This is a genomic window from Nonomuraea sp. 3N208 (assembly GCF_052245935.1).
GTDB lineage: Bacteria > Actinomycetota > Actinomycetes > Streptosporangiales > Streptosporangiaceae > Nonomuraea.
In genome coordinates this window covers 82,848-99,545 of record NZ_JBQQBR010000034.1, presented here as the reverse complement: position 1 = coordinate 99,545, position 16,698 = coordinate 82,848, and the positions used below count along the sequence as shown (strand labels likewise).

The following is a 16,698-nucleotide window of genomic DNA, read 5'->3' as shown; positions in this document are numbered from 1 at the left end:
GTCGCCGACCATGTCACTGCTGCCAGTCGGCTGTCGGCTAACTATTTCCCTTCCGTAGCTACTCAGGTGTGGACAGGACGCGAGGGCGGGGAAGCGTGCCCAGCCCTTCTGACGTAATCAGCCAGCCGTCGGGGAGCTCTGCCCCCTGGTTCACCGCTGTGGCGATGTGTGCCATTGCGGCCAGCAGTCCTCCGTTTGCCGGTAGATAAATGGTGAGGAATCCCGGCATTTGCGGATTGTGTCCGTTGGGGAGGAATACGTTTTTGGGCGACGGGAGCAGGAGGGCGTCGATCGCGCGGCCGACGTCGCCGAGGCGGGCGGCGGTCATCGCCATGACGGGGTAATCCCAGCCCCAGCTGGTCTGTAGGTCCCAGTGCTCCCATACGGAATCGAGCGTTGCGGACATCTTGGCGGGGTCCACGAGGTTGGTATCCGGTAGCCACCCCAACGCCATGAGCATGGACGGGTGATCCTTTCGGATGAGCAGTGGGGGCGTCGCGATCGCGGCGTAGGTGCCGTCGGGCAGTACTGCGGGCCGGCGCATGTTCCGCGCTACCCGGTCCCACTCCTCGTTCGGTTCGAGACCGAGCCGGGTTCGCCACTCGTTCGCCACGCTGAGCGCCCATGACCAGTACGCCAGCTCGAAGGTCGGATCGCTGTTCGTCGTCCGGTCGGCGAGGTAGCTCTCCTGCGCGGGGATGAGCGGAGGCGGCAGCCAGAACGATCCGTCGCGTTCCTCGGCGAAGTCGGCCATGAAGTCGGCAGTCGCCTCGACGAGCGGGTAGTGGCGACGCAGGAACGACTCGTCGCGCCCCTCGCCACGCAGCAGCTCCAGCAGGTGGATCACGTGCGGCTGCTGCCACAGGAGGAAGACGCCGATGTTGCTCGGCGACTCGCGCGCGGACGGGTCGGTCTGCTTCGGCCAGCGGGCCCCGCGATACCCCTGCCGGCGGGCGGTCGCCTTCGCCGCCTCCAAGGCGCTGCGATACCAACGCATGCTGCGCTCCAGCAGCTGCCCCCGGCCCCACATCGGGAAATGCGCCGCATGCCACCAGTGCATCTCGAGGTGGAACTTGCCCGACCAGGTGTTGTACGTCAGACCGGACTCCGCGGGAGGCGTGACGCCGGCGCTGTTGACGGCCGTGAGGTACTGCGAGACGACGATGCGACGTTCGAGTTCCGGAGCGCGCGCGTCGGTGCTGCCGGCGAGGCTGATCGCGGCGCCGGTGCTCCAGTGCTCCGCCCACCATGTCTGCGCGGATTGGCTGACGGCGGAGAAGCTGTCCTTGCCCTGCGGCCGGCGATGATCCGGCGTCAGGGTCACCACGACCTCGAGAACGGGGGCGTCTGCGCGGGCGACGGCGGACTCCGCTTCCTCCCGCAGGCTGCCGGTGGTGCGGACGCCGGCGCCGTAGGTCAGCGCTTCCACTGTGCGTCGTGCGTTCCAGTGGCCCGCCGTGTGCTGGTTCCAGACCGTCTGTTGCGCGAGCGGGAGTTCGAAGGCGGCGAGGTCGTCCGGCTGTTCGTCGAACACCCATGCAACGCCCCATCCGCGGAGCAGAAGGCCGGACTCGACGCGCACGGCGAAGCGGTGATCTCGTGGATCGGCGACGGTGGTGACGTGGACGCGCTCGCCGTCGAGCACGTACGCGGCGTGGATCGTTCCCGTCCACAGGTCGAGCTCGGTGCGGACGTCGGTCAGCGCGGCCGGGTCGTCGGGCCCCGTCCCGTCGGGGCGGACCAGGGCGAGGCGGCCGAGGTGAGCGCGGCGGGGGTTGAAGTGGTACCACGCGCCAGGGACGAACTCCTCGGTGATCGGGTCGCCGGGCCGTTGGAGCCCCATGCGGTCGAGGTAGGGCACCGGGCCGCGGGACGTCTCGTACAGGGTGGTCGAGTCCTCGAGCCGGAGCTCCCGGTCGGTGCGTGTCTTGTACCAGCCCCAGGTCGACTGCGTGCGCAGAGGGATCTGGAAGTCGTCGGCGTCGAAGGCGCGCGGACGCTGCTCGGGTAAACCGGACAGCCCGTCGTGAACGACGCGGTGCGGGTCGGGGACAAGCTCGTGGAAGGACGGGAACGTCTGCAGTCCGGAGATGTCGACCGTGAGCGCGATGTCACCGTTGCCGACCGTGAGGACGTCAGCGGGGTGCGCAGACGTCAGCACGGGGTTGTGCCGTCGCACGAGTTGGCGCCGGTCGATTGCTTCGGGCATCTCGCCTTTCCTTAAATCTTGAATCTCGCCTGAAGTGATGCAGGGACCGCCGCAGGTCCGTCGTCTCAGAGCGCGTTGGCCTTGGCGATACCGCCCAGCCACGCGAGGCTCGGTTTGGGCCGGCGCTCGAACGTCTCCCGGTCGACGGCGACGAGGCCGAACGTCGGGTCCCAGTGCCCCCATTCGTAGTTGTCGAGCATGCTCCAGTGGATGTAGCCCCGCACGTCCACGCCGTCGTCCATCGCCTCGGACAGCGCGGACAGCGCGCCGGTGGTGTAGGCGATGCGCCGGGAGTCGTCGTCTGTCGCGATGCCGTTCTCGGTGACGACGATCGGCACGTCGGGCAGCACGTCGGCAGTGTGCCGGACGGCGATGCCGAGGGCGTCGGGGCGGTACGCCGTCCGCACGAGGGTGTTGTCCGGATGCACGGGGTGCGGTTCGATGCCCTCCAGCCCCACCCACTGTGCCGAGTAGGCCTGCACCCCGATGAAGTCGTCGCCGCGCGCCGCCTCCAGGTAGAGGTCCTCCCATACGTATTCCAGCTGCTGGCGTACCTTCTCCGCACCGGGGCGGGTTTCGAACGCGCGGTTCGCGACCGACCATCCCACCCGGGCGTCCGTGCGCTCCCGCAGCACGTCCCGGGCCGCGCGGTGCGCCTCGACGAGACGGCGTCCGATCTCCACCGGCGGAGCCGGCTTCACTGGTCGGGGCGTGTCCGCCTCCAGTGTGGGGCTGAGCCACGCCAGGCCCGTGTCGGGGTCGAGTGTCGCCTCCGCCTCGCGTACCATGATCGCGAGCATGTTGGGCTCGTTGATCGTGCAGACCCACTCGACGCCGTCGAGGATCGAGGTGGCCGTCTCGACGTAGGCGCGGAAGCGGTCCACGGCCCGTTCGCCGCGCCAGCCGCCCTCCTCGGCGAACCACCTCGGCGAGGTGAAGTGGTGGATCGTGACGAGCGGGGTGACGCCCGCGGCGAGACATTCGTCGATCATGCGCCGGTAGTGCGCGAGCACCGCGCGGGACACCCTTCCCGGGGCCGGTTCGATGCGTGCCCACTCGATGCCGAAGCGGTAGGTGTTCAGGCCCGACTCCGCGACGAGCCGGATGTCCTCGGTGTATCGGTGGTAGCTGTCGAGCGCGTCGCCGCTGCGATCCGCTCCTGGCATGCGCTCCTCCTGCGCCCAGAAGTCGCTGTTGACGTTGTTGCCCTCGACCTGGTGTGGTGCGGTCGCCGCGCCCCACAGGAAGCCGTCGGGGAAGGTGTGCATTCGTCTCTCGATCACGTGTCGGTGCCGCAGAAGAGGCTGGTAGAGGGGCCGGGTCGGGCCCGAGTGCGAGTTAACGTAGCCGTTACGCCGCGCGGAGGTCAAGGAAAAATGTGTACCGGTCTACGACGTCACTCGTAGCTAATGCGGCAAGTTTGTGGATCTTTCGTTATGCTTCATGGACCGGTCTACACATGTGACGGTCGCGGCATCGTAGGCTCGGAAGAACTCGGCTGGAGAAAGGGATGCCCATGGTCGCGCCTGAGCGGCGACGAAGAGTGACCATTTCTGACGTGGCGAAACACGCCGGGGTGTCCAAGGCGGCGGTGTCGAAGGTCATCCGGAACGACTACGGGGTCAGCCAGGCCATGCGTGACCGCGTCAAGCGGGCCATCGATGAGCTGGGCTACCGTCCCCAGGCCGCCGCGCGAGCGTTGCGCGGGCGGGCCTTCACCATCGGGGTGCTCATGCAGCACATCGGGATCCCGTTCTACGCCGAAATCGTGACTGGCTTGGTGGACGAGCTTGCCGAGTCGGAGTATCAGGCGATCATGATCCAGGGCGGCACGCGCGACAAGACCGAGAAGCGAGCCATCGACGCCCTCATCGACCGGCAGGTGGACGGCATCCTCATGATCGCCCCGCTCGCCGCTCGCACGCATCTGGAGCAGGTGGCCCGCGAGATCCCGACGCTGGTGCTCGGCAGGCACGACCGGTCCCCGGCCTACGACTCGATCGTCGATGACGACAGGGTCGGCTCGGAGCTCGTCATGGAACACCTGATCGGGCTCGGTCACCGGCGCATCGGGCACATCACCTTCCACAAGGAGCACGGGCAGGCCGCCGACCGCACGCCCCAGATCAGGGCCGAGACCTACGAGCGCGTGATGCGCGAGCACAACCTGGCCGGCGAGATCGCCGTTGCCACGACCTCGTATACCGAGGAGGGGGGCTACGATGGCGCCCGCGAGTTGCTGGGCCGCTCGCCACGCCCCACCGCGATCTTCGCCGGTTCCGACGAGGCGGCCCTCGGCGTCCTGGCCGCGCTGCACGAAGCCGGCCTGTCCGTCCCGGGCGACGTCTCCGTGGCCGGCTACGACAACACCAAGCTGGCCGCTCATCCCAACATCGCGCTGACCACCGTCAACCAGGACGGAGTCGTCATGGGCCGCACGGCCGGACGACTGCTGCTCGAACGCATCGAAGGCCGCACCTCCGCCGCGCACTTCTCGGTCATTCCGAGCCTGGTCGTCCGGCGCTCCACCGCCTCTCCCCGCCCATGCCCTGCCGAGACCGAAACGCAGATGCCGGCGCGGACCGTCCGCGACGTGACCGCAGCCGACGCGGCCAGGCGACGCGGGTGACCGTGAGCTCAAGACCGCCCGCGCCCAGGCGAAGTGATCCGCCGACCGCGACCGCAGCAGGCAGGACCGTCCGCTCACACGCGGTCCTGCCTGCTGATGGTGATCGTGTCTGGGGCGGCACGAGGTCGGCCCGCAGCACCGGCCTGATCGGCTTGGTCCAACGGGCGAAGTGACCAGGGATCGTACGCCGGGTTCGCGAGGTCCAGGAGGCCCAAAGGCAGTAGCGCACCCCCGAGCAACCCACAGGTCCCACTAGCCATTTTGATCTTCAGGAAGCTCTCACCCCCGAGGGAGTCACGTGATCCGCGCATCGTTCAACGACAACTGGCAGTTCCGTCCCAAGGTCAATCCCTTCGCCGAACTGGCCGGCACCGCGGTCCCGTTCCAGCCGGTGACAGTGCCACACGACGCGATGCTCACCCGCGACCGCGAGGCCACCATGGACGGCGCCGCGACCGCCTACTTCCCCGGCGGCGCGTACGAGTACCGCAAGACGTTCTTCGCACCCGAGGAGCACCGGGGTAAGCGGCTCATGCTCGAGTTCGAGGGCGTCTACCGGGACGCCACCGTGTTCATCAACGGAAACTACGCCGGGCAGCGCCCGTACGGATACTCGAGGTTCTTCATCGACGCCGACCGGTTCCTGCGGTTCGGCGAGAACAACCAGATCCGGGTGGAGTGCCGAACCCACCAGGACTCGCGCTGGTACTCCGGCGCGGGCATCTACCGCGACACCTGGCTGCTCATCGGCGACGTGGTCCGCATCAGGCCGGACGGCGTCCAGGTCACCACCCCGGACATCGACACCGAACGCGCGGTCGTGGAGGTCGCGACCACGGTCGAGAACGACTCCATCGACATCCGCACCGTCGAACTGGTCACCGAGATCCGCGATGCCACGGGGACCGTCGTCGCGTCCGATACCGCGCCGGTCACCGTGCAGCCCGGCGAACCGGCCGTCGCTCGCCAGCGTTTCTACGTCCGCGACCCCTCGCTGTGGAGCCCGGACTCGCCCGCCCTGTACACGTGCGCGGTCTCCCTCACGGACATCGACGCCGCGGAGGTCACCTTCGGCATCCGGTCCTTGCGCCTGGACCCCGAGCACGGGTTGCGGATCAACGGCGAGACGGTCAAGCTGCGCGGCGCGTGCGTGCACCATGACAACGGACCGCTGGGCGCCGCGACGTTCGCGAGAGCCGAGGAGCGCCGCGTGCGGCTGCTCAAGGACGCGGGGTTCAACGCGATCCGCATGTCGCACCATCCCATGAGCACGGCGATGCTCGACGCCTGCGACCGTCTCGGCATGCTGGTGGTCGACGAGGCGTTCGATATGTGGACCTGGGGCAAGAACCCGTTCGACTACAGCCTCGACTTCCCGGAATGGTGGGAACGCGATATCGAGGCGATGGTGGCCAAGGACTACAACCATCCCAGCGTCGTCCTCTACTCCCTCGGCAACGAGATCCCCGAAGCCGGCTCAGCCACTGGGGCGATGTGGGGCCGCCGGCTCGCCGAGAAGGTTCGTGCGCTGGATGACACCCGCTTCCTCACCAACGCGGTCAACAACCTGCTGGCCCTGCTGCCCGATCTCACTGACCTGCGAGCCCAGGGAGAGGAGGGCACCGGCATCAACACCCTCATGGCCGACAGCGGCTTCGACGTGAACGCCGTCGCGGGCTCCGAATTGGTCACCACCCGCACCGCCGAGACCTACAGCATGCTCGACGTGGCCGGGATGAACTACTCGGAAATCCGCTACGCGACCGACCGCACGCTGTTCCCGAACCGGATCATCCTGGGCACTGAGACCTTCCCGACCCGCATTGACGACAACTGGCGACTGGTCGAACAGCACAGCCATGTCATCGGCGATTTCACCTGGACCGGCTGGGACTACCTGGGGGAGGTCGGCATCGGTCGGCCGCAATACTCCACACCGGACACTCCGCATCCCACGTTCACCGCGCCGTATCCCTACTTGCTGGCCGGCTGCGGCGACCTCGACATCACCGGCCACCGGCTCCCCGCCTCCTACTACCGGGAGATCGTTTTCGGCCTGCGCGGCCAGCCCTACCTCGCGGTCCAGCGGCCGCAGCACCACGGCAAGACCGTCATGAGCAGCCGTTGGGCCTGGAGTGACACCATCGCCAGCTGGACCTGGCCCGGCCACGAAACCGCCCCGATCATCGTCGAGGTGTACAGCGACGCGGACGAGGTCGAACTGCTGGTCAACGGCCGCTCCCTCGGTCGCAACCCGGTCGGCGAACAGCACCGCTTCCGCACCGAGTTCGAGACCGCCTACGAACCAGGCGAACTGCTCGCGATCGCCTACCGCGACGGCGTCGAATCCGGCCGAGAAATGCTGCGCACCGCGTCCGGCTCCGTTGCACTGCACGCCGAACCAGATCGGCCGGTCATCACGGCCGACGTCGGCGACCTCGCCTACATCACCTTCACCCTGGTCGATTCGGCCGGGACAGTGCACACCACATCCGACCGACCCGTGCGGGTGGACGTCTCAGGCGACGGGACGCTGATCGGCTTCGGCAGCGCCGACCCGTCGACCAAGGACCGGTTCGACGCGACCGAGCGCCACACCTACCAGGGCCGCGCGCTCGCCGTGCTGAAGCCGACCGCGCCCGGCAACATCCGCCTGCTCGCCACCGCCCCAGACTGCGACCCGGTCGAAGTGCTGGTCACGGTCGAAAAGCCGGACCGCTAACCACGATCGATGGCCGTCGCCTCGGCCCAGTCCTGCCAGGTCTTGAGCCGCTCGCGCCGCCTGGACCAGGCGATGGGCGAGCTGAGCGACCTCAGCGAAGAGCAGCGGGATCAGATGGAGGTCGAGTCACCTGCTCACAAAGCGACCGTGGTCTTTTCCAGGATGTCGGCCAGGCGCGTGTAGTCGACGTCCTGCCCTTCTTCGATGTCGACGGCCTTGCGTTCCCCTTTGCCCAGTGCTCGGATGAAGCCCTTGACCACAGGGATGTCCGTGGCGTTGAACACCATGAATGACACCTTGTCCCTGGAGACCGCTATGACGGCCGCGAAGTGGCCGTTCTTGAGGAAGTGCGGCTTGCCGTATTGCAGCCGTTCTTCGACCGTGGGAACGGTCTCGTGGACCATTGCGCGCAGCTTCTCGCAGACGCCGATCTGCCACGGCGCGGTGTTGTTGATGTACTGGGTGACGTCGTCGTTCATGCCGTTCTCCAAATGTCGTTTCCGCAGGTTGCCTTGCGCAGGTCCCTCTTGGGGAGGCATCGCGTTCACGCTCGTTCCAGCCCGCGGGTAAAGGTCTTTGCCTCCCCGGCACCTGTTGTGTCAGTCGACGAGGGCTCCGCAGGAGATGTTCACCTGCGTGGAGGTGATGCTCCTGGCGTGTTCCGACGCCAAGAACGCGGCGACTCGGCCGACATCGTCCAGGGTCGCGGCTCGCTTGAGAAGCGTCGCATCCACCATCTTCTGCTTGTAGGGCGCTGTCTCGGGAAGGTCGGGCAGGGAATCGGGGATCCCACCGGTACGCATCGAGACCACGCGTACGGAGTGCGGGCCGAGCTCGCAGGCCCACTGGCGGCGCATGGCCTCGATCAGGTCGCAGCCGACCTGTACGGTTCCCAGGCCGGGTGAGGAGTTGGCCGGGTCTGAGCCGCCGAAGTGCAAGATGACTCCCGAGCCCTGCTCGACCATGTGCCGTGCGGCGGCCTGGGCGGTCAGCAGAAACGAGCGCGCCACCTTGTCCATCGCGCGGCCGAAGTCGGCGACGGGCATGTCGAGCAGCGGCACGAACAGCGCGTCCTGGGAGATGACGTTGACCGAGACATCGATGCTGCCGGTCTGTGCCGCGATGGAGTCGACCCAGCCGTTGACGGCGCTCTCGTCCAGGGCGTCCACGATCGCCGTTTCGGCCAGGCCGCCCTGGCGGCGGATGTCCGCAGCGACGGTGTCGAGCTTGCCGGGAGTGCGGCCGGCGAGGAAGACTCGCGCTCCCTCGGCGGCGAAGCCTCGCGCCATCGCGCCGCCGATGGCGCCGCCGCCCCCATAGATCACCGCAGTCTTGTTCTCCAGAAGCATGTTCGTCTCCGTTCGTCGGTTCGATGGCTCGAATCTAGGGACGGCACGGCAGGGCGGGCATCGGTCCCACGACTGCTCTGACAGATCCGCTGATCAGGACGGGCGGCGACGGGAACGGCGTACCGCAGGCCGGTCCGCGGCGGGTGCCGGCCATGGTGACGAGTAAGTAGCTCGACTGATACGGCTCACAGCTCGAGCTTGGCGAGCTCCATCCTGCGGGTCACGCCGATCTTCGGATAAGCCCGGTAGAGGTGATGTCCCACGGTGCGCGGGCTGAGGTACAGGCGCGCCGCGATCTCCCTGTTGCTATACCCGGCTGCGGCCAGTCGCACGACCTGCAGTTCCTGTGGGGTCAGCCGCTGGAGCGGGTCGTCGGCCTGGGCATGGGCCACGGGCCTGTCGCCGAGGACCGTCAGTTCGGTGCGGGCACGCTCGGCCCAGCGTGCCGCGCCGAGCCTGGCGAAGGCGTCCTCTGCTTGCGCCAGAGCGGCGCGGGCCTCCGAACGGCGGCGTTGGCGGCGCAGCCATCCGCCGTAGGCGAGCATGGTCCGCGCGAGTTCGTACGGCCGGTCGGGGATGAGCCGCAGCGCGGCGCGATAGTGACGTTCGGCCTGGTCACCGTCGGTGAGCAGGGCCTGGCAGCGCAACTCCAGAGCCTTGCCGACGTCATTGTGCCCGGCCCACGCCGCCAAGGCCGGCAGGTGTCGTCGGGCCAGGTCGGCGCGTCCGGCGCGGATGGCGGCTTCGACGTGATCCGGTACGGCCCTGATGAGCAGATCGTGCCGGGCAGGGCCCCCGCATGCTTCCTCGAACCCGTCGAGCGCCTGCTCGAAACGTCCCTCGGCGAGATCGAGCAGTCCCACGCCCCACGAGGCGAGGGCCGCGTTGGTGGGGTGCAGGGCAGCGTGTTCACGCATCTCGCCGGCCAACGCGCGGCACTCGGCGGCGTCGCCGATGACAGCGGCCAGCCAGGCCGCGATGGCCTTCAGTACGGTCACCTGCATGTCCATGCCGATGTCGGACGCCAGCGAGATGCCTTGAGCGAGGTCGGCCTGAGCGCCGCGGAAGTCGCCCCGCAGCAGCCGGCCGATGGCCAGCGGCTCCAGTACGTACGGAAGCCAGCCGAGCGATCCGTCCGCTCTGACGTCGGCCGCCAGCGACTCCAACACGTCCGTCGCCGCCACGTCGTCGGCGGTCAGCAGCGCCATGAATCCGGCGATCACCCGCTCAACGAAGTCCTGGACGGTTCCGGTCCGGACGGCCTCGACCAGCGCGCGCATGGGCACGACCGCCGCGCCGAAATCGCCGTCGGCGTGCCTGCCGTACCCGATCAGGGCCGCCACCACGGGCGTCAGCGCCGCGCCCGAGGGCAGCCGGACGGTCTCCAACTGGGCGACGGCTTCTTTGACGAGATCGTGGGCGCATGCGTCACGGGCCGCCCACACGGCCTCGGTCAGCATGGACACCGCCCGCTCCGGATGGCTGCCGATGATCAGCATGGCGCCCTCCAATGCCAGGGCTGCGTCGGCGGCCGGTGAGGTGCTTTCGTAGGCCACCTGCGCACGGACGTAGGTGGCCTCGGCGACAACAGCGGCCCTGCCGGTCAGCGCAGCGGCCTCGATCGCCAGCCGGGTCGCCCATTCTGGGCGGCCGGCGTCGTAGGCCGAGCGGGCCGCGCGGACCATGCGCTGTGCCTTGCCCTCCTGACCGGTGCTGAGCCGCGCGGCCCGCTCGTACGCCAAAGCGACCGCCACCGCCCCACCGCGATATCGGGCTCGCTCGGCGGTGTGTTCCAGCTCGCTGGCGACTTCATCGTCGGGGCCGGTGGCCGCGGCGGCCCGATGCCATGTGCGGCGGTCGGAGTCCGCCACGAGCGACAGCGCACCAGCCAGGGCTTCGTGTACGGCGATGCGCTGATGATGAGGGGCGCTCTGATACACGGCCGAGCGGATCAGCGGATGACGGAACTTGATCTCGTCGGCTGACGTGACGACGAGACGGGCCTCCTCAGCCGGACCGAGATCGACGAGTGACACACCGAGGGCGACGCCTGCCCGCAGGACCACATCGAGTTCGCAGGTGCCGTCGGCCGCCGCCAGCAGAAGGAGCAGGCGGGTGGCCGCGGGCAACTCCTCCAGCTGGGCCCGGAAGGCGTCCTGCACGCGTCCGGCGATCCTCAGCGGACCGACCGGCGTAACCAGGCCGTCCCTCGACACGCGGGAGAGCTCTATCAGGGCCAGCGGGTTGCCGCCCGCCTCGTCCAGGAGCCTGTCGCGCACCGGAACAGTCAGCTCGGGCGCGCATTCCGCCAGCAGTTCCACGGCGGAGTCACGGTCCAGCCCGTCCAGCCGCATGACCTCGATCCCCGGCGTGAGGAACGGTTGTGCGGTGTCCCGTACCGCGAATACCATCACGATCGGATCCTCATGAAGCCTGCGCGCTGCGAACAACAACGCGTCCGAGGACGCCCGATCCAGCCATTGAGCATCGTCGATCAGGCACACCAGCGGCCGCCGCGCGGCAAGATCCGACAGCAGCGTCAGCGTCGCGGCGCCAACGAGGAACGGGTCGCGCACCGGAACCTCAGCCAGACCGAACACCGACCGCATGGCGGCCGCCTGCTGGCCCGGCAAAACGTCCAGCCGGTCCACGAACGGATGCAAGAGCAGGTGCAGCCCACTAAACGGCAACTCGGCCTCGGTCTCGATGCCGGCTCCCCGTAACACCCCCATCCCGTCCGCGACCGACGCCAGATCCTCGAGCAGGGCCGACTTGCCGACCCCCGCCTCACCCCGCACGACCAACGCCCCGCTCCGCCCTTCGCGGGCCTCCGCAAGCAGCACCTCCAAACGGCCGCGCTCAAGGCGGCGTCCCATCAGCATGACGGCACAGTAGCGCCCACGTGGCATATAAACGGGCGACCTCATCAACCACTCCCATGAACTCGCCCCCGCCTTCCTTCGCGGCTGGGCCGGGTACTTCAAGTACGGGCATTCGGCCAGGCGTCACAGCAAGATCAGGAGGTATGCGCAACAGCGGCTGGCGCGGTTCGTCAGCAAGAAGCACCGCCGCAGTGGCGCGTTCGGCTGGTGGGTGATGACCTGCTCCCGGCCGATCGATCTGGGCCTGATCAGCAGGTATTCAGCCTCTCCACGATCGCCTCTGGTCACAGCAGCATCCAGCGTCGGGAGGTGATCTCCCGGATCCGGTCGCGGGCGTGCTGCATGGCCTTGTTCGCGGGCCAGCGAGCCAGGAACGTAACCTTCGGCTTGCCCCGATCTCCCCGGGAGCGCACCAGGCGGTGATGAAAGCCCAGAAGATCAAAGCCGTCACCACCGACCTGAAGATGGATGATGCGGGTCTTGGCCGCCTTCGGCTCCAGGCCGAGTTCGGCCAGCAGTTCGACCAGCCGGGCCAGTGCCCGTTCGGCCTGGCTGCGTGACCAGCACATCACGACCACGTCGTCGGCGAACCGCACCATCGCCCCGTCGGATCCTCGAAAGGCACAATGTGAGCGTCGTGTTGAGGTGACTGCCGGCCTTGGTGTGGTGCCCCAACAGATCGACCTTGCCTTCTCCGATATTGACTCGAGTAGAGGCAACCCAGGGCAGCTAACGTCTGCAGCCGTTCGCACCTTTATGTGGCGGCTTGATCTCTGCGCGTACCAATGTGCGGATCCACCGCCGTACCCGTGATGTACATCATCATGTACACTGACGATATGAAGGTGATGACCATGTCCGAATCGCGGGCCAACTACGCCGCCACTCTCGACGCTGTCATCGATGACCAGGAAGAAGTCCTCATCACCCGCCCCGGCGGGGAAGGCGTCGTCATGGTGTCGCAACACGAATACGAATCGATGCGCGAGACGCTTTACCTCATGGCCTCGCCCGCCAACCGCAGACGGCTGTCGGAGGCGGTCGCCCGTCTGGAGGCTGGAGGCGGCACCGTCCGCGAACTGGCCGATGAGGACACTACCTCGTGAAGATTCTCTTCGACGAACTTGCCTGGGAGGACTACTGCTACTGGCAGCGGGAAGATCGACGCATCCTCAAAAGGATCAATCAGCTGATCGCCGACATAGCCCGAAACGAGAACGAAGGCATCGGCAAACCAGAGCCGCTGAAGTACGAATGGTCCGGCTACTGGTCCCGGCGCATTACCTCAGAACACCGTCTTGTCTACCGCGTCAACGACGACACCATCATGATCGCCGCCTGTCGCTATCACTATGAGAAGTAGCGTCCGTCCGGCCGACGAACCCCAGCATCCCGCCTCGGTTCAGAGAGGGAAGCGGGGCTTTGCGCTGCCTGTGGCGCTCCTCTTGCGGGAGATGCCTGCTACTCATCGGCTGTGGCTAGGGCGGTCGACGCCGGGGCCCGACGGAGGGCCCGGCGTCGGGTGGCCTGCGCTGAGGGGACAGCAACCCTGACAGCAACGTGTCCACACGCCAGCACATCTGCGTCACCGTCCACATGTGCCTGACCACGGCCTCGAAATCCCGACACCGCGCCTCATGCCGACTCAACCGCCGCCCGATCGGCGGCGGGCGGCCGGGCGGTCCGGGCGGGCGTGCGGCCTCTCCGGGCCGGTCCCGCCCGGCCACCCCGCCGTACTATCGGACACGGCCCGGACCGTTTATGGTCACAATGGTGCCTTCGCGGAGGCATCAACCTGGAGGGCGCAGCTGGCCGAAAGATGGATGTTTGGCTCCCCAACGGCTTCGCCAAAGGCGCTGACGATGCGGTTTGACCTTGATCGCCAGGAGGTCTCCTACCTTCACCGTGAGGTAGCGGAAGGGGCCGACCGCTTCCACCGCCCAGAACTGGCCTGCGAGGCGATGTACGGGAACGGCTTCTCTGCGCCTGAACCATCGAATGGCGTGAACCTGTGGCTGACTCCGGCTCAGGCCCCACACCACGGCTGATCGTCTCCAGCGGAATAGACCGGTTCTCGTAGCATGATGGCGTTCCCCCATGATTGCCTTGGCAGCGGCGATGTGTTGGTCCTCCTCGCTGAGGGTGGTCACTCTCATGCGATCCGGCATCGACACGGGTCCGTGGCTGATTCGTAGAGCCCCGTTGGACAGCGCCTCAACTACATATCGCTGCTTTGCTAGCACTATTTCATCACGCACAAGGTCCTCGACGAGCTGCTGTTGTTCCTCGTATTTGCCATATTCATATTCGCCGCCTATAGCCGTTTATAACTGATTGTGCTATTAGTCGCTAGGGGGCGGTTCCTGAAAGCCCGGTCGATGTCGTGATCAAAGTGCCTTGGTTTCGACGTGGGCTGAGGCCGTGACGATCGCTCACTTCGGTACTCGTCGTTGGTGGCTGGGGCGATCGCTACCGCGGACCGACTTCGTCGGCCCTTGCCATCGAATAAGCGCGCTGGCCGAGCGCGTCCACGGCCAGGCAACTGGAGCTTAATTCGGCGCCCGCGCTCCGGTATGAAGAGTCTGCTGGAACAATGGCTGCCCCTGATCATCTTTCTGAGGAGGGCAGGCCATGTCCCGGTGGCGCCATCTTCGATGGTGGCTGGCCGCGTTTGTGGTCAGTCTGCTGAGCTTTCTGTCCTTATGGCTGCCGGCGCTCTTCGAGGGCGATGGAGCGGTGGGCTGTGCGAGCTATGGCCCTCTTCCATCGGGCCTGGCGGAGTTGTGGTCCGGCCTGGAAGGGATGTGGCTCGATCTCCGGCAGCAGGTGGAGTCCACGTACGGACGGTATCTGGCCATGAACGGTCTGCCTATGGTGAGTGTCTTGCTGTCTGGTGTGGTCGCCGCCTGGTCGAAGCGGTGGCTCGGGACAGTGGTGGGGCTGCTGGCAGCCCTGGTCGTGGCGGTGGTTGCGCTTCACTGGGCGTTCATGGCGTTCTCGTATTTCCTGTTGCTCAGCTGTGGGGGGTGGGAGGGAAGGCTGCCGTGGATGGTGTGGCGTCTACTCCCGATGGCCGGTTTCGGCAGCGCGGTCGTGTTGTTGATCGGCGGAGTTCGGGTTCGTGGAGCAGCGTTGGCCAGGCTGGGCACGCGATCCTGATGATCCGCACATAGCTGGCAGGGCCTCTCGGTGACCGCCCATCAAGATCGCGAGCAAGCGGACTGGCGAGCGCGGGTCCCGCTGCCGTCGATGTGGATCACCAGGTGAGGCACGTTAGGCGGCCGGTACGACGATGATTGCGGCAGTTTCGCCTTCCGAGATTGCGCGACAAAAGTTGTTGGATTGCCTGGCTGAGGTCAAGCCCATTAACCATCGCAGTGGTGAGTGACCAACTGGGTGACGATCGGTGCGTACGAGCGCGGACGTTTACGGACCTCCGGAGACCGATGGCGCAGGTCAGGGGGCGTAGTGTCGCTGCTAGAGATCAAGGGCAAGTGGCTTCGCATCGAAGGGACCAGGGGTTCGAATTCCCCTCGTCTCCACCCTGGGCCGTTCTCGAAATGGCCTGGTGGCAGTTGACGAGATCCCGTCCGACCACCTCTGCCTTGGACCTCGACACGGCCGGCTCGGCGGCCCTCGCCGATGGCCCTACAACGCGCCGGCTGGCGCCCGCTGCCGCTCGCGGCAGAGGTGTAAGGGCGAGGCTCTTCGCAAGGGATTGTCGATCACCATTCGTCGGTGATGAGGTGCTTGGGCGGGGCCGTAATTTTGACGGGTTTTCCCCATCCTCGATAGATGATGTTCATCGTCATGGTGTCGGCCTCACCGTCCTCCGTAGTGAACCTCATGATGGTGTGGAAGCGTCGCGGCAGGTTGTCCGGGCCCACCCAGAGTTTCCAGGTGATCGGTCCATGCCACGAGCCGCCCTCCTCCTCGGTCCCGAAGAACATCCCGGCCTGCCTCATACCGAGCTCGGGAACCGTCACCGTGCCGCTGTGGAGGGTCGTCTTCACTCCCTCGAAGGTTCCGCCGTCGGCGCTGGTCGCACCGTGAGAGGCGCCCAGCTTGAGGAAGCCCGGGTTGATCCCGTTGATCAGGTCCTCTCCCCAGATGACCCCGGCAAAGTTCCGCCCGTAGCTCCATTTCCCCACCGTCGACGGCGACTTCCAGATGTACTTGCCGTCCTCGGCGCGCACGTAGGCCTGTGAGTAGAACTCCCGACCGATGCTGATTTCCCGGGACCGGCCTGTCCCCCCTACCTCCTGGGAGATCGTCGTGGTGTCGGCGGCGTACACGCCTGAAGCCCTGAAACGGTACACACCGGACGCCTTGATGTCCCAGACGGCCGGGGGCCCGCCGCGTCGCTTGACGGAGAAGCGCACGCTGCTCTTCTTCGCGAACTGCTTCTTGATCGCTTTGACGACGGAGTCGAGAGACTTCGATTCGGGAGCCGCGTGCACGGCGCCGCTGGGAATGGCGACGCTCAGCAGGCCGGCCACCACCAGCGCGACGCTCATGCGTTTCATGCGCCGATCATCACGGACGATGATCTCGATCTCGTCACAGCAGGTTCCCTGCCTAGCCTGATCGGCCGGATCGGGGAGAAGCCGGGGTCTACCCAACTCCGGGGAGACCTGGGACGCGGAGAACCGGCGCTGGACGGGCAGGGCCTTGGCGCGGAGAGCGCAGATCCCAGCCATGATCTTGAAGTGTCACCGGAGTGCAGCGGGTGGCGGCGATCATCCAGGAACAGCATCGGAGCAGGTTGCTCCCGCCGTAATGGATTCCAATGGGTGGGCCTGGACGTCCTGGCCAAAGCCCGAATCCACGTGATCCCCGGCGACACACCCGCACAGAACCCAGTCCCGCAGACACTTACCGCTTAACCTGCAGAAACAGGATCACGC

At 66.9% G+C, this 16,698-nt stretch carries 13 protein-coding genes; 6 read left to right on the top strand and 7 right to left on the bottom strand.

The genetic code is table 11. The features are described from left to right. Positions 1 to 58: 58 nt before the first annotated feature. Both ACTWPT_RS41150 and ACTWPT_RS41145 read right to left on the bottom strand, forming a co-directional pair. A complete protein-coding gene (locus ACTWPT_RS41150; protein WP_443182956.1) occupies positions 59 to 2,209 on the bottom strand; it encodes a hypothetical protein in 2,151 nt (716 codons plus the stop codon). A 65-nt stretch (positions 2,210 to 2,274) separates the two neighbouring features. Continuing rightward, positions 2,275 to 3,492 (bottom strand): glycoside hydrolase family 1 protein, encoded by a 1,218-nt coding sequence (locus ACTWPT_RS41145; protein ID WP_443182955.1) that lies wholly within the window; start codon positions 3,490 to 3,492, stop codon positions 2,275 to 2,277. A 275-nt stretch (positions 3,493 to 3,767) separates the two neighbouring features. Here ACTWPT_RS41145 and ACTWPT_RS41140 point away from each other — a divergent pair, with 275 nt between their 5' ends. Further along, on the top strand, positions 3,768 to 4,838 hold the full coding sequence (locus ACTWPT_RS41140) for a LacI family DNA-binding transcriptional regulator (RefSeq protein WP_443182954.1): 1,071 nt from the start codon (positions 3,768 to 3,770) through the stop codon (positions 4,836 to 4,838). Between the two features lie 298 nt (positions 4,839 to 5,136). Then, complete coding sequence (locus ACTWPT_RS41135) at positions 5,137 to 7,560, top strand: glycoside hydrolase family 2 TIM barrel-domain containing protein (protein WP_443182953.1); 2,424 nt, start codon at positions 5,137 to 5,139, stop codon at positions 7,558 to 7,560. Between the two features lie 134 nt (positions 7,561 to 7,694). Here ACTWPT_RS41135 and ACTWPT_RS41130 read toward each other — a convergent pair whose 3' ends face one another. From ACTWPT_RS41130 to ACTWPT_RS41120, 3 genes are all read right to left on the bottom strand, one after another. After that, entirely contained in the window at positions 7,695 to 8,039 is a 345-nt protein-coding gene (locus ACTWPT_RS41130) for a DUF1801 domain-containing protein (RefSeq protein ID WP_443182952.1), read from the bottom strand. A 120-nt stretch (positions 8,040 to 8,159) separates the two neighbouring features. Continuing rightward, the gene (locus ACTWPT_RS41125; protein ID WP_443182951.1) at positions 8,160 to 8,909 is read right to left on the bottom strand and encodes an SDR family NAD(P)-dependent oxidoreductase; all 750 of its coding nucleotides are present in this window, start codon (positions 8,907 to 8,909) and stop codon (positions 8,160 to 8,162) included. Positions 8,910 to 9,094: 185 nt separating this feature from the next. After that, positions 9,095 to 11,791, bottom strand: coding sequence for an ATP-binding protein (locus ACTWPT_RS41120; protein ID WP_443182950.1), 2,697 nt, complete (start codon positions 11,789 to 11,791; stop codon positions 9,095 to 9,097). 43 nt (positions 11,792 to 11,834) lie between these two features. Here ACTWPT_RS41120 and ACTWPT_RS41115 point away from each other — a divergent pair, with 43 nt between their 5' ends. Further along, entirely contained in the window at positions 11,835 to 12,104 is a 270-nt protein-coding gene (locus ACTWPT_RS41115; RefSeq protein ID WP_443182991.1) for a group II intron maturase-specific domain-containing protein, read from the top strand. Here ACTWPT_RS41115 and ACTWPT_RS41110 read toward each other — a convergent pair. Then, positions 12,076 to 12,390 carry a reverse transcriptase domain-containing protein gene (locus tag ACTWPT_RS41110; protein ID WP_443182949.1) on the bottom strand — a complete coding sequence of 105 codons (315 nt, stop codon included), beginning with the start codon at positions 12,388 to 12,390 and terminating at the stop codon, positions 12,076 to 12,078. The two genes, ACTWPT_RS41115 and ACTWPT_RS41110, sit on opposite strands and share 29 nt — an antisense overlap. 213 nt (positions 12,391 to 12,603) lie before the next feature. Here ACTWPT_RS41110 and ACTWPT_RS41105 point away from each other — a divergent pair, with 213 nt between their 5' ends. From ACTWPT_RS41105 to ACTWPT_RS41095, 3 genes are all read left to right on the top strand, one after another. Continuing rightward, positions 12,604 to 12,897 carry a type II toxin-antitoxin system Phd/YefM family antitoxin gene (locus ACTWPT_RS41105; RefSeq protein ID WP_443182990.1) on the top strand — a complete coding sequence of 98 codons (294 nt, stop codon included), beginning with the start codon at positions 12,604 to 12,606 and terminating at the stop codon, positions 12,895 to 12,897. Next, positions 12,894 to 13,154, top strand: coding sequence for a Txe/YoeB family addiction module toxin (locus ACTWPT_RS41100; RefSeq protein ID WP_305923223.1), 261 nt, complete (start codon positions 12,894 to 12,896; stop codon positions 13,152 to 13,154). Before ACTWPT_RS41105 ends, ACTWPT_RS41100 begins: the two co-directional genes overlap by 4 nt. A gap of 1,268 nt (positions 13,155 to 14,422) precedes the next feature. Next, positions 14,423 to 14,950: a hypothetical protein gene (locus ACTWPT_RS41095; protein ID WP_443182948.1), complete on the top strand. Its 528-nt coding sequence runs from the start codon at positions 14,423 to 14,425 to the stop codon at positions 14,948 to 14,950. A 566-nt stretch (positions 14,951 to 15,516) separates the two neighbouring features. Here ACTWPT_RS41095 and ACTWPT_RS41090 read toward each other — a convergent pair. Continuing rightward, positions 15,517 to 16,317 (bottom strand): hypothetical protein, encoded by an 801-nt coding sequence (locus tag ACTWPT_RS41090; protein WP_443182947.1) that lies wholly within the window; start codon positions 16,315 to 16,317, stop codon positions 15,517 to 15,519. Positions 16,318 to 16,698 lie beyond the last annotated feature (381 nt).